At 63.5% G+C, this 15755-nt stretch carries 25 protein-coding genes; 7 read left to right on the forward strand and 18 right to left on the reverse strand.

The features are described 5' to 3' along the window. Positions 1-196: 196 nt before the first annotated feature. Entirely contained in the window at positions 197-391 is a 195-nt protein-coding gene (locus ABE493_RS07660; protein ID WP_346498342.1) for a helix-turn-helix transcriptional regulator, read from the reverse strand. A 93-nt stretch (positions 392-484) separates the two neighbouring features. Here ABE493_RS07660 and ABE493_RS07665 point away from each other — a divergent pair, with 93 nt between their 5' ends. Continuing rightward, positions 485-886 (forward strand): hypothetical protein, encoded by a 402-nt coding sequence (locus tag ABE493_RS07665; RefSeq protein WP_346498343.1) that lies wholly within the window; start codon positions 485-487, stop codon positions 884-886. 1 nt (position 887) lies between these two features. On the opposite strand, the gene ABE493_RS07670 is transcribed toward ABE493_RS07665, so the two are convergent. From ABE493_RS07670 to ABE493_RS07735, 14 genes are all read right to left on the reverse strand, one after another. Beyond that, positions 888-1415 carry a class I SAM-dependent methyltransferase gene (locus ABE493_RS07670; RefSeq protein WP_346498344.1) on the reverse strand — a complete coding sequence of 176 codons (528 nt, stop codon included), beginning with the start codon at positions 1413-1415 and terminating at the stop codon, positions 888-890. Beyond that, a complete protein-coding gene (locus ABE493_RS07675; RefSeq protein WP_346498345.1) occupies positions 1405-1818 on the reverse strand; it encodes a Lar family restriction alleviation protein in 414 nt (137 codons plus the stop codon). The genes ABE493_RS07670 and ABE493_RS07675 overlap by 11 nt, the downstream gene beginning before the upstream one ends. Beyond that, entirely contained in the window at positions 1811-2608 is a 798-nt protein-coding gene (locus tag ABE493_RS07680) for a hypothetical protein (protein WP_346498346.1), read from the reverse strand. Before ABE493_RS07680 ends, ABE493_RS07675 begins: the two co-directional genes overlap by 8 nt. After that, a complete protein-coding gene (locus ABE493_RS07685) occupies positions 2601-3527 on the reverse strand; it encodes a hypothetical protein (RefSeq protein ID WP_346498347.1) in 927 nt (308 codons plus the stop codon). Before ABE493_RS07685 ends, ABE493_RS07680 begins: the two co-directional genes overlap by 8 nt. Further along, positions 3511-3732, reverse strand: coding sequence for a hypothetical protein (locus ABE493_RS07690; protein WP_346498348.1), 222 nt, complete (start codon positions 3730-3732; stop codon positions 3511-3513). The genes ABE493_RS07685 and ABE493_RS07690 overlap by 17 nt, the downstream gene beginning before the upstream one ends. Further along, positions 3729-3935, reverse strand: coding sequence for a hypothetical protein (locus ABE493_RS07695; RefSeq protein ID WP_346498349.1), 207 nt, complete (start codon positions 3933-3935; stop codon positions 3729-3731). The genes ABE493_RS07690 and ABE493_RS07695 overlap by 4 nt, the downstream gene beginning before the upstream one ends. An 8-nt stretch (positions 3936-3943) precedes the next feature. Continuing rightward, entirely contained in the window at positions 3944-4462 is a 519-nt protein-coding gene (locus tag ABE493_RS07700) for a hypothetical protein (RefSeq protein ID WP_346498350.1), read from the reverse strand. Between the two features lie 3 nt (positions 4463-4465). Continuing rightward, entirely contained in the window at positions 4466-5401 is a 936-nt protein-coding gene (locus ABE493_RS07705) for a hypothetical protein (RefSeq protein ID WP_346498351.1), read from the reverse strand. After that, the gene (locus tag ABE493_RS07710; RefSeq protein ID WP_346498352.1) at positions 5398-5649 is read right to left on the reverse strand and encodes a hypothetical protein; all 252 of its coding nucleotides are present in this window, start codon (positions 5647-5649) and stop codon (positions 5398-5400) included. The genes ABE493_RS07705 and ABE493_RS07710 overlap by 4 nt, the downstream gene beginning before the upstream one ends. Before the next feature lie 26 nt (positions 5650-5675). Further along, a complete protein-coding gene (locus ABE493_RS07715) occupies positions 5676-7652 on the reverse strand; it encodes a ParB/RepB/Spo0J family partition protein (RefSeq protein ID WP_346498353.1) in 1977 nt (658 codons plus the stop codon). Between the two features lie 2 nt (positions 7653-7654). After that, the gene (locus ABE493_RS07720; protein ID WP_346498354.1) at positions 7655-7924 is read right to left on the reverse strand and encodes a hypothetical protein; all 270 of its coding nucleotides are present in this window, start codon (positions 7922-7924) and stop codon (positions 7655-7657) included. A 256-nt stretch (positions 7925-8180) separates the two neighbouring features. Continuing rightward, positions 8181-8480, reverse strand: coding sequence for a hypothetical protein (locus ABE493_RS07725; protein WP_346498355.1), 300 nt, complete (start codon positions 8478-8480; stop codon positions 8181-8183). 215 nt (positions 8481-8695) lie between these two features. Next, positions 8696-8842 (reverse strand): hypothetical protein, encoded by a 147-nt coding sequence (locus tag ABE493_RS07730; RefSeq protein ID WP_346498356.1) that lies wholly within the window; start codon positions 8840-8842, stop codon positions 8696-8698. A 142-nt stretch (positions 8843-8984) separates the two neighbouring features. Next, positions 8985-9278, reverse strand: a complete 294-nt coding sequence (locus ABE493_RS07735) for a hypothetical protein (RefSeq protein ID WP_346498357.1) — start codon at positions 9276-9278, stop codon at positions 8985-8987. 474 nt (positions 9279-9752) lie between these two features. On the opposite strand from ABE493_RS07735, the gene ABE493_RS07740 reads away from it, so the two are divergent. Continuing rightward, positions 9753-10064 carry a hypothetical protein gene (locus ABE493_RS07740; protein ID WP_346498358.1) on the forward strand — a complete coding sequence of 104 codons (312 nt, stop codon included), beginning with the start codon at positions 9753-9755 and terminating at the stop codon, positions 10062-10064. Here ABE493_RS07740 and ABE493_RS07745 read toward each other — a convergent pair whose 3' ends face one another. Continuing rightward, positions 10065-10430, reverse strand: coding sequence for a hypothetical protein (locus ABE493_RS07745; RefSeq protein WP_346498359.1), 366 nt, complete (start codon positions 10428-10430; stop codon positions 10065-10067). Next, on the reverse strand, positions 10384-10947 hold the full coding sequence (locus tag ABE493_RS07750; protein ID WP_346498360.1) for a helix-turn-helix domain-containing protein: 564 nt from the start codon (positions 10945-10947) through the stop codon (positions 10384-10386). The genes ABE493_RS07745 and ABE493_RS07750 overlap by 47 nt, the downstream gene beginning before the upstream one ends. A gap of 125 nt (positions 10948-11072) precedes the next feature. Between ABE493_RS07750 and ABE493_RS07755 the strand changes: the two genes are divergently transcribed. After that, entirely contained in the window at positions 11073-11360 is a 288-nt protein-coding gene (locus ABE493_RS07755; RefSeq protein ID WP_346498361.1) for a hypothetical protein, read from the forward strand. A gap of 31 nt (positions 11361-11391) precedes the next feature. Continuing rightward, positions 11392-11556 (forward strand): hypothetical protein, encoded by a 165-nt coding sequence (locus ABE493_RS07760; RefSeq protein ID WP_346498362.1) that lies wholly within the window; start codon positions 11392-11394, stop codon positions 11554-11556. A gap of 19 nt (positions 11557-11575) precedes the next feature. Here the strand turns inward: ABE493_RS07760 and ABE493_RS07765 are convergent, their stop codons facing one another. Beyond that, positions 11576-11755, reverse strand: coding sequence for a hypothetical protein (locus ABE493_RS07765; RefSeq protein ID WP_346498363.1), 180 nt, complete (start codon positions 11753-11755; stop codon positions 11576-11578). A gap of 35 nt (positions 11756-11790) precedes the next feature. Here ABE493_RS07765 and ABE493_RS07770 point away from each other — a divergent pair, with 35 nt between their 5' ends. The 3 genes from ABE493_RS07770 to ABE493_RS07780 all read left to right on the forward strand — a co-directional run bounded on the left by ABE493_RS07770 (position 11791) and on the right by ABE493_RS07780 (position 15428). Further along, positions 11791-12372: a hypothetical protein gene (locus ABE493_RS07770; protein WP_346498364.1), complete on the forward strand. Its 582-nt coding sequence runs from the start codon at positions 11791-11793 to the stop codon at positions 12370-12372. After that, positions 12356-12592 carry a hypothetical protein gene (locus ABE493_RS07775; protein ID WP_346498365.1) on the forward strand — a complete coding sequence of 79 codons (237 nt, stop codon included), beginning with the start codon at positions 12356-12358 and terminating at the stop codon, positions 12590-12592. Before ABE493_RS07770 ends, ABE493_RS07775 begins: the two co-directional genes overlap by 17 nt. 349 nt (positions 12593-12941) lie before the next feature. Then, complete coding sequence (locus ABE493_RS07780) at positions 12942-15428, forward strand: DUF5906 domain-containing protein (protein ID WP_346498366.1); 2487 nt, start codon at positions 12942-12944, stop codon at positions 15426-15428. Positions 15429-15755: the final 327 nt, after the last annotated feature.

Here is a 15755-nt window from a genome sequence, read left to right on the forward strand (position 1 = left end):
TGCTGGGTACGCGAATTTGTTGAACATCGCGCAAAGAAAAACCCCCGATTTCTCAGGGGTTTTTCGTGTTGCCGATACCTTTCGGTACCTTTATATGGTGGAGGTGGGCTCTACGGTAAACAGGCGGTAAGGCATTGGTCTGGAAGGTAAAAAGGTGCAGGCCAGCTACCTCATACCCCCAACGGTACCCCCAGCTTCAGGCGGCCTCGTTTCGCAACTGAACCCTGGCGGTGATCCATGCATCCACTTCGGACTCCACCCAGGTTGACGATGCACCAACGCGGACCGGTGGGGGAAATCCGCCCTCCCGGATCAGCTTGTACAGGGTCGACTTACCAATGCCGACCTTCTTCATGACTTCGCCGCGGCGCAGCAGCTGCAGTTCGCTCATTGCATTTCTCCTTCCAGCGCCGCGCGGGCGCTCTTGTTGTGTCGCTCAAACACGACTCACCTCCTGATACCGCTTGGCGCTACGATCCGCGCCATGGCGAAGAATCCCTATATCAACCAGACCCGCTCCGAGCTCTTTGACTCGGCGCAGAACCGCGCCGGCAAGTTGCAGGACGGCCCGCACTCCGACACCGGGCATCTGCTCCTGGCCATGGCCATGCAGCTCCACAACGCCGACATGGCCACGCGAGGGCCGGGCGGACAGCTGAAGGGCTCCGGTAGCTTGTCGGACGCCTATGCCCAGCGGCTGGAGCTGCTGCAGCGGAACGCTCGCTATGAGGTCCTGCGCGATGCTGCGGACGCAACGCTGGGCAGCAAGGCAACGGCGTGGCTGCAACCTGGCTACTACGACGGCAGCCCCTACCAGCAAGGCATGGTCTCTGACGCCGGCCTGCTCGAAGTGCTGGCCGAGCTGGAGCTGCTGAGGAAGCGATAGATCACGCATCGCTCGCCTCCTGCGGGCTGTGCGTCGGCTTCATGAAGGTGATCCAGTGCGTTCCCATCCGCTTGCCGGACGGATGGCCGAACAGTGGCTTGTTCGGCGTCAGGGCGAGCACTTCGCGCGTGGCCACCTGCACCTCGCTCCACTTGAAGATCAGCACGCCCTCCGGTCGCAGCACTCGGAAGCACTCGGCGAATCCCGCGCGAAGGTCATCCCGCCAGTCCGCGCCGAGCTTCCCGTACTTCGCCGCCAACCAGCTATGACGGCCGGCGCGCACGAGGTGCGGGGGATCAAACACGACCAGCGGGAACGCGTTGTCGGCGAATGGCAGGGCTCGGAAGTCCAGCAGCGCATCCGGGTGGACATGCACGGCGCGGGTTCCGTCATCGCGGTGGGTGCGATCGGTGACGATGATGGACTCGTGCCGCTGGTCGCCGAACAGGCAGCGCTGATCGCCGGGGTCGAACCACATCATGCGGCCGCCGCAGCACGGGTCGAGAACCACGGGCGTGTCAGCCAGCATCCTTCACCCCCTGCGGGCGGGCGGCGTCGGGCAGCGGCATCCATTCGACCGGATGCACCAGCATCTGCGTGCCATCCTCCAGTGCACACACCAACCATGCTTCGTCACCCGTCATCGGGTTCTGCACCCAGTGCGCGGCGTACACGCTGCCGGATTCGCAGCGGACCAGTACGCGGTCGTCCTTCGGCGCTGTGTCAATGGGCTGCCACTCCGGCGCGGCGCGCAGGGCGGCGCGGCGGTTCCATAGCTCCCGAGCCTCGCGGCGAGAACTCAAAAGTGCCGTGGACGCCTCGCACTCAAGGCACTGCACATAGTGCTCGGCTTGGGCTTGCTGCATCTCGCTGTCGGCACTCCCGCAGAAAGGGCACGGCTTCAACTCCCTGGCGCGCTGCTGGTCATCCATTGGACACCTCACTCTGCCCGCGATTCTCGCCAGCGAGCGCGACAATTGGCTGCAGCTCTCGAACCAGCCGCGTCATCGACGCGTGAGCATCGACAAGCGGACCGTAATCACCTGCCAGCGCGGTGACGATCTTGATTGCTTCCAGATACTTGGGCTGTCGCCAACCGCCGCCAGCCAGATCGAGGCCCGTTTCTTCCTTGATGCGCTCCAAGAGGGCCATCCCGCTCTCGGCGGCCTGAACTCGCAGGCTGTCTGCACTGCTGCGCTCGTAGCGCATCGTGCTCTTTGCCTGCTCTACACGTTCATTGATCTGCTTACTCACAAGCGAATCGACCAGCGCGTGATCAGCCTCGGTACCGCGCCGCATCAGTGAGGCAAAGAAGCCGACGGTGATTGGGTCCGGCTGGAGCTTTCCTGGCTTCACGCGCTCACGCAGAGAGCCCGAGTCCTGCAGTTCAAGCAACCCCCAGTTCTCAGGCAACTCGTCGGACTGAACAAGACCCTTGGGTGTGACCAGCCACCACAGGTTGCAGTAGCGGAAAACCGGCTGTGACTTCTCCGGCTGCTTCAGTTCGTTTAGAAAGTCGGAACGGCTGACCTTGATCTCGAAGCCTTCGATCTTGTGACCGTGGCTCTTCCACAGGCCGACGGCTACGGCATCCGCGTACCGGGTGCCGCCGCCCGTCTCCGGAGCGACTTCAAATACCAGGGCGTGCGACGCCCTGGGGTACCGGAGCAGCAGTGCGGCCCTAATATCGGCACTGGTGACTTTCTTCTGAGGTTCAGCCATTGGACACCCCCGCGCCGTCGCTGGTGGCCTGTTTGCGGATCGCGTCTATTTCGGCCTGCGCGTGCTCCGCCCACTTCTCCGGCGCCGCGAGGTAGTGATTCAGGAGGAACCGCAGCACGGCTGCCTGCTCATCCTCGGCGCGGCGCCCGATTTCATCACCGCGTAGGCGCAACACCTCCGCGAGACGGATGCACTGGAAGCACATCCGGCCGAGGATTTCTCGCACGCCGTCTGTGTCAGCGATTTGCACCGCCTCGCTGCCGCTGTTAGGGCTGGCGTCGATCCGGGCCTGCATCTGCTGTACGTGCCACATGGCTTCGCGGATCAGCGGCACCGGCCGCTGGTCGGGGCTGTACTGGAGGTCATCCAGTACATTCGAGAGGTGGGCCAGGGCGGCGCCCGCATGGTCGATCCCCGGCGCTGCGGGGGTGCTGGCCAGCGCGGCCAGGTGATCGTCGTATCGCACGAACTCCTGGTCCGGGATGATGCCGCTGTGCGACGCCACCGTGAACACGGCAATGCCGTCCACGTTCCGCCAGCCAGTGACCTGGCCACCATCAACCGGCGCTGCGGCGACGGGGGCGTACCAGTACGGTACGGCCTCAACGGGCTTGCTGCCGTTCACTTCCTCCCCGTTGTTCTTTCGGATGTAGGTGCCGGTCCCATACAGGGTCGGATAGCGGTAGTGGTAGCCATCCGGCTGACACACCGCCTCCTGCGCTGCGGCGGGCTTGCCAGATCCGGCGACCTCAATTGCGGTGAGTACCCATTCGTGCGGAAGCCAGGTGTCCACGATTTCGCGCGATTGGGGGAGGTAGGTGTGATCGCTGCAGTGGGCGAAAGCGGCAATGCGGGCGATGTTCAGTGCGTGCTCGCGCGCAATCGCCAGGTCGTTGCCGCTATCAGTTGAGCGTGACATTGATAACTCCCTTTTTGATCTCACGGATGTGGAAGGTCGTGCCTTCGGGCACGCCGTCCTCGCGCAGCATGTCGATGTAGAGCTGGGCGTTTTGCCGGACTTCGAGGAAACAGAGCGGCTGTGAAGTGCGACGGTTCTTGAAACGCACGGTGACGACGAAGATGGAATGCAATTCGACCGACGGGGGTTTCTGCTGAGCGCTCATAGAGTGAATCCTTCATGCGCTTCGGCGTCGAAACGCTCGGCCTCGGCCAGGTAGTGGGCGTTCCGCTCGCGCCGTTCGGTCGGCGTCCAGTGCGGGTCGACCAGTGCTATGACCGCGGCCTCGCGTGACGCATGTGCCTTCTGCCGGGCACGCACTGCCGGGTCGTGATCGAAGATGTCGAGTTGATTCTTGTGCGAGCGCATGGGGCACCTCACATGATGTAGCGAGGAAGGGAAGGGCGCCGGCCCGGAAAGCGGTCGAGCGGCTTGTCGAAGTTGTTCGCAATGCGCTCCGGTTTGTTGCCGGTGCGGGCCATCCACTCGTCGACGGTCTCTGGGTTGCCCGTCGCCCGGCGGGGTGGTGGGATCGTTGAAGCCATGCCGTTGCCTGCGGCACGTCTGCGCGCGTCGTCGGTCTTGTGGACAGCGGAGAGCAATTCGTTGTCGTTCGCTGCTGCGGTGTACGCGGCACGCTCCGCGGCCATGGCAAAGCGGGATGCACCTCGGCCGCTCACGCGCACGGCGATGCTTCGGCTCACCATCGTGTTGAGCGTGGCCAACAATTCCTCTCGTTTGGCGCCGCGACCAAGAAGGGCGAGCAGCTCGGATTGGCGTAGGCCGGCGGGGTGGCCGATAAGCAGCTGGCTCACCGCCTTCATCTGTTGCGCGCGGGTTGGATGCGTAGCGGGTGGGTTGACGAACTCCGTGTCGATACGGATCTTGCTTTGCATCACTCAAGCCCTCGCCAGTTCGTGATCGCGGGGCACGCGGAAGCCGGCCGCGTTGCGGTGGCCGCCGCCGTTGTACCTCTGCGCGATGGCGGACACGTCCAGGCCATCGGCTTGAGATTGCAGGGAGAAGACCCTGCCTTCGGCTGTGTCCCAGTAGCACGCGGCGAACGGCTGCCCTTGCGCCATCAGTGCGCCGGCGTCGCTGGTGAAGATGTGTGGGAGGCTAGCCGCCGGCACGGCGTATCCACCGATGGTCAGTGTGCGCTGGCATACGGCGACGAGCTCGGCCACATCCTTGTGATGCTTGCGTTCGATGGATTCGCCTTGCCGACGCAGGTCGTTGGGTGCCATTGCCGCGAGCTTGTCCCAGTTGGGAAAGGTGTACTCGTAGCTGAAGATTGCTGCGGATATCTCGCGTGTGCCGGGCAGATCAAAGCGCCAGAGGTCGCGGTCCTCGACGTGACTGACGAGTTCCGGGCGCGGCGTGTTGTGGAAGAAATCCCACGCAATGCCGGCACCGCTGCGGTTGATATCGATCAGTGCGTAGATGAGTGCCTTGTTGATGCCCTCGCACCGATCAAGCTCGATGCAGCCCTGGTAGTACTCCCAAGAATGGGGCGCCTTCCAGCGCTGATCCATGCGAACAACCGTGAGGTGCTCGGGTGCGGTGCGGTGTTCAGCACACAGGATCTCGTCGGCGGTTTTGTGGTGGTCCAGTACCAGAATGGATGCGGCACTGAGCTGCAGTGTCAGCATGACATCGCAGGGGTAACAGAAGTCCACGAAGATCACGTTCCGGCCGGCAACAGCAGGTGGTGCCGCGCCGTAGCTCGCTGCATGGAAGTCGGCATCGATGGCGCGGCTAACCGCCCAGGCGGCGGTGAAGCCGTCTGCACAGTTCGCGTGGTAGATGACGAGCGGCTTGTTGGGCTGGTTCATGACATCGCCCTCCCATGGATGAGCCAGAACAAGTCCGTGAGTTCTTGTGGAACATCCGGAAGTGCATTGGCGGCGAGGAAGGCCCGCTCAATGATGGTGTGAATCCGCTGCTGGTCGCCTTGGCCTGCGCCGAAGGGGACCTCGGGGATGGGCACGGAGTTTCCCGCGCACAGCATCTTTACCAGTTCGAGTCGTCCGTCCTCGTCGAGGCCCGCCACGATGTCCTCGAAGTTGATGTCAACGTCCATATCGACGTTCTTTGTCACGTACCTTTTCACTTGGCGGTCCTCTTCGATGAAGCGGGCTTGCCTGCGCTTGTGGCCTTCTTCGCACCGGTGGGCTTACCGCTGGCTTTTTTGGTGGGCTTCTTGGCCGACGCCGGGGGAGCTGCCTGGGCGTCGCCCTTCAATGCGTAGCCCTTCCCGCGCAGCGGCTTCGGCAGCCAGCCGGTATCTGCCAGGTGCTTGGCGGTCGCAGCCATGGCGGCGGCCTTCTTCATGGCGAGCACGGCTTCACCGGCAGTCTTGCCGGCGACATCGACACATGCTTCGGCCAGAAGTGGCTTCGGTACCAAGCCAATGAACGTCTCGGGCGTCGGCTGCCAGTGGTCGGCCATGTTGATACCCAGCCACACGGCAAGGTCAGGGCCGTTGTGGGAGGCGGGCAGGGTGAGCGCAATGAGGAACGCAAGCAGGTTGGAGCGGTCTGCGTCGGCAAGGCCCTCCAGCCATGGGGTCAGTTCGGCCGCCTTCTTGGGCACCTGTTTCTTCCATGCCTGCTGCTGCTTATCCAGGTCCGCGCGGGCTTTGCTGGCGGCAACGTCGGAGAGCTTGCGCTGAGGGTCCTCGCTGGCATGCTGGTTGGTAGCAGAAACAGTGAGCAGACGCTGCTGTGAGTTCAAGAGACCGACTTGGGTGATGAGGTGGCGCAACAGCAGTGTGAGTGCTTGCCTCGGCGAGCCGCTGAGCGACAGGCGAATGGCCGCCGCACGATGTGCTTCCAGCCGTTGCAGCATGTCGGCGCTTAATGTGGGCTTCTTGGGGCCGCTCTGCTTGGCCTCCGTCACCTTGCCGTCGGCAATGCTTTGCCCCGGCTTCAGGCGCCCGCGCGAGACATGAATGACGCCGCTATCGTCGAGGAAGATGAGCACACCGGTTGCGGCCTTGGCCTCGTCGTTCCATGTCTCTCTCTTGGCTTCGAGTTCGGCAAGCTCGATGGACAGGTTGGCGCTTTCCAGCTGGAGCGGCTCTGCTTCATCGGGCGTGAGCGAGTCGTCTTCATCGAGGAGCACGTCGTCAATCTGTTGCAGCCGCGCATTGATCTCATCCTGGCGAGCAGACTCAACATCGCTCAGTCCGTTGTACTCGGCGGAAAAGGGGCCATAGCCGTAGCACGCGCGGCCCATGTAGTCCAAGCGCGGATGCGCCTCCGCCCATGACCAGCCCGCGGCGCGTTCTGCTTGTGCAAGCTTCTCCAGCGCTTCGTTGGCCAGCCTTTCTAGAAGTGCGGCGTCGCTCAGGTAAGAGACGGAGCTGAACAGATCGCCGCGCAGGTTGCCGCCGGCCTGCTTGTACACGTCCAAGCCCACGTAGCGTGCCAGAGCGCTGTCGCTGCGGATCTCGTTCGTCGTGAGGCGGTCACGCAGTCGCTGGGGCGAGCGTTGCCAGTCGTACTCAATGTGCTCGGCCTTGGTGCCGAACCACGCGCGATACTGCGCTGCATGGTCGTCGCTGAGGGCAAGGGCCTGCAGCTGGTCAAGGTTGACCTCGCCTTCCTCATACAACGCGAAAAGCTCGGGGGCGACGTTGGCGAGTTTGAGTCGCTGCGCGACGACGGTTTCGGTGACGCTGAAATGAGCGGCTACCTCGGCGATCGTGCGGCTGGAATCGACCATCGCTTGGAACGCGCGGAACTGGTCCGCAGGGTGCATGGGCTCGCGGATAACGTTCTCGGCGGTGCTGACTTCAAGCGCGATGTGGCTGCTGACTTCCAGGCAGCTGACGGGGTGGTCGTCGGTAAAATCGCCACGCTCACGGCCCAGTTGGAAGGCGAGCAGTCGCGTGCCGCCGGCATCCACCAGGTAGTCACCATCGGTGGGCGCGGGCGATACCACGATGTTCTGCAGTTGCCCGTGCGCGAGCAACGACTGCAGCGTGGCTTCGATATGAGTCGCTGTGCGGCGCTTGCGCGAGTTGTTGGGAGAGAGCTGCAGCCGGCTGAGGGGCACGGATATGGTTTGCTGGTTGTGCATGGTTAGTCCTTGCTCGTGGCAGTGGCGTGGTTGCAGATGCCGGCTGCAGCGGCGGCGCGTGCGTAGGGCATGCAGCGGATGAGGCCGAGATGGGCCGTCCCATTGAGATCGCTGTTGGTGAGGACCAGCGTGTCAACGCTGATGCCGCTGGGTATGCGGTCGGCGTCCTGGTCATCGAGGATCTTGCTGAGGCCAAAGTGGCGAGCGAGCGCAACGGCGTTGCGCGTCTTGCCGCATGCATGGGGGCCATACACGATGATGGACTGATTCATGCGTCGTCCCTCTTTGCAATTACTCGCCTGGCATGCACGTAGTTACCGAAGCCCGCTCGCTTTGCGGCAGCGTCAAGTGCATGGGCATGCAGGATTCCCTCTTCACGCTTGATGCGCTTGGCGGTCCGCTTCAGCCGGTCGATGGTTACGCCCTTCTGTGCGCAGGCGCTGCACTGGTTTTCGGAAACCCAATGGCAGCCGCTGGGGCACGCTTGTAGATTTGTGCAACCGCAAAAGGCGCAGGCGCGTCCGGCGCTCATGGGTGCACCGCCTTAGCGCTGCGGCTGGCCTTCAACTCACTGGCTGCGCGTATGCCGCTATCGGTAAGCGTGGCGGAACTCGGCACATTGGGGTCGTCCAGCTTAATGAGGCCGGCGTCGCACATCTTGAGCAGGATTCGTTTGCTGAAGCTGACCGTCCTCTTCGGGCCGCTGGTACGGTTTACGCGCGGTGGCGCGCTGAAAGTGCCGGCGCTGCGGCGCAGCGTGTGTGCAGGGGCGTCGATGGCTTCGAGTAGCGCATCGCGCACCAAGGCAGTGTGCTGGTGGGCTTGCATGGATCAGTCTCCAGACGAAACGTGGGAGGCCACTGAGAGCTGGCGGCCGTCTTCGGTGAGGGTGTTGCGAAGGGGTGGAAGCCATGTGCGTCGGAACGCGAGGTATCGCTCACGGTTGGACGGCGGCGGTGGTACCGGCGCAAAGCGAGGGCAATGCATGAGCGAAAGAAACGCGAGGCTGCCGCTCCATACGGATGTGCGGCGGGTGAGGGTGATCATCCGCAGTTCTTCGCGCTGATCACGAGCACGGCGATGAGCAGTGCGTTGGCGATGAGTACGGCGATCACTTCCCCTGGAGTGCCATGACGGGGATCTCGTTCGTGGTCCTGCCGGTCGCTGGCGTCCTGGTAACGCGACTTCATGCCGCACCGCCGTGTTTATGGCGGTAAACCGCCATGGGCGGGAGAGGGCGCGTGCTGGGCTTGCGCGTCTGCCACAACCGCAGGGCCAGTGCGCCACCGGCGGCAGGGGCGAGCATGAGCATGGCAAGAGTGAGGGCCGGGCTCATTTGGATTGCTCCGTTGCGTCCCGTCGGAGCATGTCGCTGGTATCGATGCTGCAGTTGTTGGCCGCTAGGTAATCAGTCAACTGCCTGAGTTGTTCTAAGGGCAGCTTCAGGTAGAGGCCGTCGATGATTATTTCGCCAGCCACAAACTGGTAGCAGTTCGCAGCGTCGCCGACAAAGCTGACGTGGTTCGCCCTTTCCTCCGGTCCGCTGAAGAACACGACGATGCGGTTATCGGTTACGGAAATCTCGGCAGAGCCGATTCCGGGAACTTGCAGGCTCAGTGTGCTCATCAGCGGGCCTCCAGCGCGAGGTCGCGTGCCCGTGCCGCGCAGAGCGCGCTGACAACGCACATGTGATTCGAGCGGCGGCGCTGGTGACGATTCGCGCCGGTCTTCCTGCGGTTACGCAGAGCCTGGGCGAACTGACGTTCGTGGCTGGCCGCTGCACGGAGGCAGCGGACGACGATGGGGCGACCGAAGGCGGCTGCGTCGTCGGTGGAGGTGGGTAAGGCGATGACTGGGGTTGTGCAGTGCATGGTCGCGCTCTCCGCTGGAAGGGAGGCGGCGGCGGGCCTATGCGCGGGCCAGGGGGAGTTCTGGCGCATGGCTTCCGGGGGATTCCGGAGGGGGGCGGCCCGCCGGCCACCTGCCGGCGAGGGGGCCGGCAGGACGAACCGTACAAGTAAGCTTGCCCTTGTGTCAACAAGGAAACTTGCCTATGGGCTTTCGTGCAAAGCTTTGGCTTTCAGGGAAACGGGGAACGTCATGGATTTCGTGGCCGAACTGCGCCAGCGCTCGCACTACCCATATCTGCGCGGCGTGGTGAACTTTTTCGTGGTGATCGGCTATATCGCCGCCGGGCTTGTAGCGGTTCTGGGTGTGCTGATGGCTATGAAGGGCGGCGGCAACGGGCTCACGGCCGCGGTGATGCTGTGGATTGGCGCTGCGGTGGTGCTCGCGCTGGTACGCCTTGGGCGCGAGCTGTTCTTGATGCTGGCCGACATTGCCGATGGCGTTCTGTACATGGCCAAGGGGCAGTCAGAAAGCCTGCCGCCGCGTGCGAACACCGACTGGTGATCAGGCTTCCGGCAGTTGCGCTGCAACGTTGGTGATCAGCCCGGTGTGTTCAAGCGGAAAGCCCTCGGAGATTGCTTCGCGGGCTTGTTCTGCATCGGCAAGCAGCATTCGCAATTGACGGTTGCTGAGGGCTTCGAGCGAGGGCCTGGTGAGCAAGTGCTGCTGCACGAGCCAGTCGAGCTGGTAGGCGCGGGTCAGTAGCCGGATACGCTGCAAGCAAAGCTGACGGGTTGGGTCATTCCACGCAATGCATTCGTAGTCGCTGGGCGTGGAAAGCGTGCTGTTTTGCTGCTCGCGCGCGGCCTTGCGCTCAATTTTTTCAGCCAGTGCCTGTGCCAGTGCCTGTAGCGCTTGCGCCTCTTTCATTCTGTGCTCCCGTTCCCTGTTGCTTGCGCAGATACGACATGAAATCGACCACGTTGTCGGGCGTCACGGCACGCTCCTTCCTGGCCGCCAGATAGCTATAGGCGAGTAGGACGAGTTGTGCATCACCAGGATCTTCCGGGTTGAAGGAATCATCCAGTGCTTTGCAGGCCAGCCTGACAAGTTGATACGAGGACGCAAGCGTTGCAGGTTCGAGTAGCAGGGGCTGAGATTGGCGCTTGCTTGGTTCGGGTGATGCGCCATACGCGGCGGACGGCTCGTCCACGACGTAATGCCCGTCTTCAGATCCGTCGACCGCCAGGAACTGCTCAACCGTGAGCCCGAACGCCCGGGCAAGCGCCGGCAGGTAGCGGGGGGTGCGGGTGGGGATGTCCAGCAACTGCTGGATGTGCTGGTACTTCACATTAGGCGCGCCATTCGCGCGCACACGGGCAGCCAAGGCTCTCTGGGTGAGGCCTTGGGATTCCATCAGATGGCTGACAATTTCGCCTACTAGCATGCAAGCAATCTTGCGTGCTTGCTGAACAAGGTTGTTTGCCTTAGAGTGTGGCAAGGTTCCTTGTTCTTGGTGAGCGCATGACCCCCATAGACCGAGCGGTCAGGATTTGCGGAAAGCAGAGTGAGTTGGCCCGCCGGGTGACCGGCAAGCCGGCCAGCGGGTACGTGTACCACTGGCGCAACAACGGTGTGACCGCCCAGATCGCGGCCTGCATCGAGAACGCCGTCCATGCGGCTATTGCCGAGAGCGAGGAGGCGGCTGCCACGGCTGAAAAGCTGGGTGGCCCGGTACGCGCTGAGGAGTTGCTGCCGGATGCCAGCGTTCGATGGATCCGCGGTGAGGCCGGCCTGGTCACCGGCTACGAGAAGCAGCTGGCCCCGGTGGAAGTGGAGGGTGCTGCTCATGCGCACTGACGCCATGTCGCTACTACGCACAGTCGTTCCCATGGACAGCAATCTGGGCAATTGCGAGGTGGGCGCGCTGCTGGGCGCGCCGCCGGCCGAGAGCCGGGAGGGCGAGGTGTACTGCCTGACCGCCGACGAGTGGGCAGCATTGCGCCTGCCCAGCGGTGCCGGAGAGATACCCGCGTGCACGGCTGGAGCGCATTGAAATGCCGGGGCGCCGCGCATCACACATTGGCTGCATCCTGCGCCTGCTCGCTGCCGCGCTGCTGATCATCGGCAGCCTGCTGCTGATCGCAGATGGGCTGGCAGGGAAGCATCAGCATGGCAGCTACAGGGCCGATGCCCGTACGCGCGTTGTACCAGTGCATGGGTATGAGCTGCAGCCAAGGGTCGTTGGATTCCATGGCAAACAGTCTCGGCACGAACAGTGGGGCCGCGCATGAAGCCTGCGCCTCAGTTCATGACGCCGCGCCAAGAGGTCGTGTACTTCTACACCGACAAGGCCATACGCGAGACCGGTACGAACCGGCGCTCGTACGCGATGGTGGTGGCCGACCGCTATCTGCAGATGATGGCTGAGGACGATTGCGATGTGCCGTTCCGCATCACGCGCGGCGGTGACGTGGAGAACGACAAGAAGCATAACGGGCAGATACTCGGCCGCTATCTCGATGGCGTGGTGAAGAAGCTTCCCGCCGATCTTGAAGATGCGTTGGTGCTGAGTTTGCCCGAGCCCTACCATTCGGACTGCGAACGCGAGTTGGCCAGGCGCAGGGGAATGCTGGCCGTGCCGATGCCGAGCGGGGTACGCACTTCCGTTGCGAGTATGGCCGCGCTGTTCACCGAATACGCCGAACACGTGGAGGCGCTGGCACCGGCATTGGAGAACGGGCGCTTCGGGCCTGAAGACCGACCGCATCGCGGCAAGATCAACGCAACGGGCGACGCGGTCATCGCCGCAGTGCTTGCGGTGCGCTACGAGCTGGATCACTGCATCACGTCAGGTGCAAGCGGTGATTGACGTGGCCATCTACCGCGTGCCCCGGGCATCACGCCGCAACCGCCGCAAGGTGCTGAGCGTCGAGGCTCGTCGGGCCATCGATGAGGCCATGGCCCTGCTGAGCGGCGGCGAGACAGGCCTGCAGGGCGATGACGCATTGGCAGAGCGTGAGCGCTTGCGCGTTGAGGCAGAGGCGGCACGGCAACGGCAGGGCGAGCTGACGCTGGGAGCAGTGCATTGATCGGCGGCCGTGCATCTCGGGCTGTGCCGTTGCGGCCTGGATTCGACCCCGGCGAGCGAAGGTCGGGTGTGCGTTCGGCGCTGCTGAAACCCCGCACCCCGGGATGTATTGGGCAGACGATTGCGATCGCAGGCATCGGTGCGGATTTGAGCGATTGCGAGCGAATCGCAATTGCGAACCAGTCGCGGGTCCTCCCCCTACATGGGGCCATGCGGGTAGCCAAGCCGCAAAATCGGGGTAGTCAGTGGGTGTGTAAGTTACTGAAATCGCGGGAAAAGGTTGCTGATCGACAGGGCGCAATCACCACTTCGGGCCTGTGCCCGCAAAAACTCATCAGGTGGCCGGCAGCATGAGCGCGGTCAACTACGACGACGTATACCGCCAGCTGACCGATGCTGGCCTGGTGATCCCGTTCCGGGATGGCCTGCGGATCGGCACCAACAAGCCGGTGCGCGTGCGCGTGCTGGATGGTGGCCGCGAGAAGCGCGGCTGGTACCTGCTCAAAGAGTGGGCGCCGACCACCGACCGCCTGCTCATCGTTGGCTCGTTCGGCGTGTGGCAGGGCAACGACAACGGCGCGCAGAAAGTTGCGATGCCGAACGACGACACCGGCCGCATCTCGCCCGAGCAGGCAGCAGCAATGCGGCGCGTGTGGGCGGACGCGGCGAAGGCAGCCGAGAAGCAGCGCAAGGAAGAAGCGGAGGCGGCGGCCACAACTGCCGGCAAGGCCTGGGCACGCTTGCTGCTGGACGGCGAATCACCGTACCTGCGGCGAAAGGGTGTGCTGGGCTACGGCTTGAAGTTCACGAAGAACGGCACTGCAGTAGTGCCGCTCAGCGACACCACCGGGAAGATCCACGGGCTGCAGTTCCTGCGCTCGGCGCAGCAGGCCGAGCAGGGCAAGCGGCCGGAGAAAGAGTTCTGGCCGGCGGGCCTGGGAAAGAAGGGCCATTACCACCTGCTGGGGCACTCGCCGCATTGGATCGTCCTGGTCGCCGAAGGCTACGCCACCGCCGCATCGCTGCACGCGGCCACGGGCTATCCCGTCGTGTGCGCGTTCGATGCGGGCAACCTGCTGCCGGTCGCCGAGGCAATCCACAAGCGCTACAAGCTGGCGAAGATCCTGATCTGCGCCGACGACGACATCCTTGGCAAGTGCCGTGACCCGGCATGCCGTGAGCGAATCGCGCTCACGTTGCACCCCGAAACGTGCCCCGCGTGCGGCAAGCCGCACGGCTACAAAAACGCAGGCGTGGAGGCGGCCAGCACCACGGCCATGGCCGTCGGCGGTGAGTGGTTGCCGGTACGTTTCACGAATCAGGATGACCGCGTTGAAGCCTACCTCGCCGGCAAGGGCAAGGATTCGGATTTCAACGACCTGCATGCTCGCGAAGGCCTCGCCGTCGTCGGTGCCCAGGTGCAAGCCCGCCTCTCGGACCTCAAATGGGGTCCACCAGCCCTGCGCGCCGTTTCCTCTCCCCAACCCGGGGCAGGGGGCGGCAAGCTACGCGCCATCCAAAACCTTGACGAGCTGCTCGAGCGCTACTCGCTGATCTACGGTGGGGGCGGTGCAGTGTTCGATCACAACGAACATTGCCTGCTGCCGCTCACGGACATGAAGAACGCATGCGTTCGTCCCGAGCTGCACAAGGCATGGATGGAGCATGCCGATCGCGACATCGTGCGCTCCACGGAAGTCGGCTTCGACCCTGCAAGCGATGACGCCAACGTCACCTGCAACTTGTGGGGCGGCTGGCCAACAACGCCGGTTGAAGGGAAATGCGAGCGCATCATCGAGCTGTTGCGCTACCTGTGTAGCGAAGAGCGCAACAAGGCCGAGCTGTTCCAATGGGTACTGCGTTGGTGCGCATATCCCATCCAGCACCCCGGCGCGAAAATGAAATCTACCGTGGTGGTGCATGGCCGCCAGGGCACGGGCAAGAATCTCTTCTTCGAAGCCATCATGGCCATCTACGGCCAGTACGGCAGCATCCTCGATCAGAACGCGCTGGTCGACAAACACAACGACTGGGCAAGCCGAAAGCTCTTCCTCATCGCCGACGAAGTGGTCGCGCAGGCTCATCGCTTTGAGCAGAAGAATCTGCTCAAGGTGCTCGTGACCGGCACCAAGATTCGTATCAACCCCAAGCACATTGCCGCGTACGACGAGGTCAACCACGTCAACCTGGTGTTTCTGTCGAATGAAGAAATGCCGGTGGTGCTTGAAGAGGACGACCGCCGGCACTGCGTCATCTGGACGCCGCCCAAGAAGGAGCCGGCGTACTACAAGGCCATCATGGAAGAGCTGGCCCATGGCGGCATCGCCGCGCTGCACGACTACCTGCTCAACGTCAACCTCGGCGACTTCGACCCTGGCACCCTGCCGCCAAGCACCGAGGCCAAGCGCAGCCTGACCGAACTTGCACGCGACAGCCCAGTGGATTTCATCAACGCGCTGCGGAACAACGAGCTTGCGCCGATGATTGCCCAGCCCGGCCTCACCGCCGATTGGTTCGCCATCTACGTGCGCTGGTGCCAGGAGTCTGGCACACGCCCCGCGTCCATGAAGCGCTTCGTGAGCAAGCTGGAGAAGGGCCTGGGGCTGCCGACAACCCGCAAGGGCTATCGCGTCAGCTTCGGCACCAACGGCGTTCACAACATCAGCAACCCGCTCTCCGTGCTGCTGTTCGGCATGTCCAAGCCGGCGGAGTCGGACCAGGTCGAGTCCGACTGGCTGGGCAACCACGTACAGCAGATGCGACACCGCCGCGATGACTACTTCAAGGGCATCCGCCTGACGGACGAACAGTGGCGCCAGCAGGAGTGTGAGCCGTGAGTGGCTGCGCCGGTTTGCGTCATTTGCCGGCAAACCTGCCGGCAACTTTGCGGGCAAAAACCCCGCCGTTATTGGGTTTCTGCGGCATTGCGCCTTTCTCGCGCTTCCACGTGCGCGTGCACGCAGCAGGGAAGGAGCGACCTCACATGCGCAGATGCGCACACGCACGGGGTACATGCCCGCAGACGCCGCAATGCCGCAGAGCGCTAGGCGTGGCGGGCGTTTGCGGGTTCGGCGTGGGTGCAGGCCAAGCCGCAGGCGAGCCCCGATGCCGCAGAGCGCTCGCGCCCACGCGCGCAGGGGGTCTCATTCCCTTGTTTGGAAAAA

Origin of the sequence: Stenotrophomonas terrae (assembly GCF_039674165.1) — a bacterium.
GTDB lineage: Bacteria > Pseudomonadota > Gammaproteobacteria > Xanthomonadales > Xanthomonadaceae > Stenotrophomonas > Stenotrophomonas terrae_A.

Bases quoted from the DNA above. Each gene is read 5' to 3' on its own strand.
- ABE493_RS07720 (WP_346498354.1), bottom strand. From the start codon at position 7,924: ATGAATCAGTCCATCATCGTGTATGGCCCCCATGCATGCGGCAAGACG.
- ABE493_RS07675 (WP_346498345.1), bottom strand. From the start codon at position 1,818: ATGGATGACCAGCAGCGCGCCAGGGAGTTGAAGCCGTGCCCTTTCTGC.
- ABE493_RS07665 (WP_346498343.1), top strand. From the start codon at position 485: ATGGCGAAGAATCCCTATATCAACCAGACCCGCTCCGAGCTCTTTGAC.
- ABE493_RS07780 (WP_346498366.1), top strand. From the start codon at position 12,942: ATGAGCGCGGTCAACTACGACGACGTATACCGCCAGCTGACCGATGCT.
- ABE493_RS07735 (WP_346498357.1), bottom strand. From the start codon at position 9,278: ATGAGCACACTGAGCCTGCAAGTTCCCGGAATCGGCTCTGCCGAGATT.
- ABE493_RS07760 (WP_346498362.1), top strand. From the start codon at position 11,392: ATGGACAGCAATCTGGGCAATTGCGAGGTGGGCGCGCTGCTGGGCGCG.
- ABE493_RS07685 (WP_346498347.1), bottom strand. From the start codon at position 3,527: ATGTCACGCTCAACTGATAGCGGCAACGACCTGGCGATTGCGCGCGAG.
- ABE493_RS07680 (WP_346498346.1), bottom strand. From the start codon at position 2,608: ATGGCTGAACCTCAGAAGAAAGTCACCAGTGCCGATATTAGGGCCGCA.
- ABE493_RS07770 (WP_346498364.1), top strand. From the start codon at position 11,791: ATGAAGCCTGCGCCTCAGTTCATGACGCCGCGCCAAGAGGTCGTGTAC.
- ABE493_RS07690 (WP_346498348.1), bottom strand. From the start codon at position 3,732: ATGAGCGCTCAGCAGAAACCCCCGTCGGTCGAATTGCATTCCATCTTC.
- ABE493_RS07730 (WP_346498356.1), bottom strand. From the start codon at position 8,842: ATGAAGTCGCGTTACCAGGACGCCAGCGACCGGCAGGACCACGAACGA.
- ABE493_RS07710 (WP_346498352.1), bottom strand. From the start codon at position 5,649: ATGGACGTTGACATCAACTTCGAGGACATCGTGGCGGGCCTCGACGAG.
- ABE493_RS07765 (WP_346498363.1), bottom strand. From the start codon at position 11,755: ATGGAATCCAACGACCCTTGGCTGCAGCTCATACCCATGCACTGGTAC.
- ABE493_RS07715 (WP_346498353.1), bottom strand. From the start codon at position 7,652: ATGCACAACCAGCAAACCATATCCGTGCCCCTCAGCCGGCTGCAGCTC.
- ABE493_RS07750 (WP_346498360.1), bottom strand. From the start codon at position 10,947: ATGCTAGTAGGCGAAATTGTCAGCCATCTGATGGAATCCCAAGGCCTC.
- ABE493_RS07745 (WP_346498359.1), bottom strand. From the start codon at position 10,430: ATGAAAGAGGCGCAAGCGCTACAGGCACTGGCACAGGCACTGGCTGAA.
- ABE493_RS07705 (WP_346498351.1), bottom strand. From the start codon at position 5,401: ATGAACCAGCCCAACAAGCCGCTCGTCATCTACCACGCGAACTGTGCA.
- ABE493_RS07695 (WP_346498349.1), bottom strand. From the start codon at position 3,935: ATGCGCTCGCACAAGAATCAACTCGACATCTTCGATCACGACCCGGCA.
- ABE493_RS07740 (WP_346498358.1), top strand. From the start codon at position 9,753: ATGGATTTCGTGGCCGAACTGCGCCAGCGCTCGCACTACCCATATCTG.
- ABE493_RS07660 (WP_346498342.1), bottom strand. From the start codon at position 391: ATGAGCGAACTGCAGCTGCTGCGCCGCGGCGAAGTCATGAAGAAGGTC.
- ABE493_RS07725 (WP_346498355.1), bottom strand. From the start codon at position 8,480: ATGCAAGCCCACCAGCACACTGCCTTGGTGCGCGATGCGCTACTCGAA.
- ABE493_RS07700 (WP_346498350.1), bottom strand. From the start codon at position 4,462: ATGCAAAGCAAGATCCGTATCGACACGGAGTTCGTCAACCCACCCGCT.
- ABE493_RS07670 (WP_346498344.1), bottom strand. From the start codon at position 1,415: ATGCTGGCTGACACGCCCGTGGTTCTCGACCCGTGCTGCGGCGGCCGC.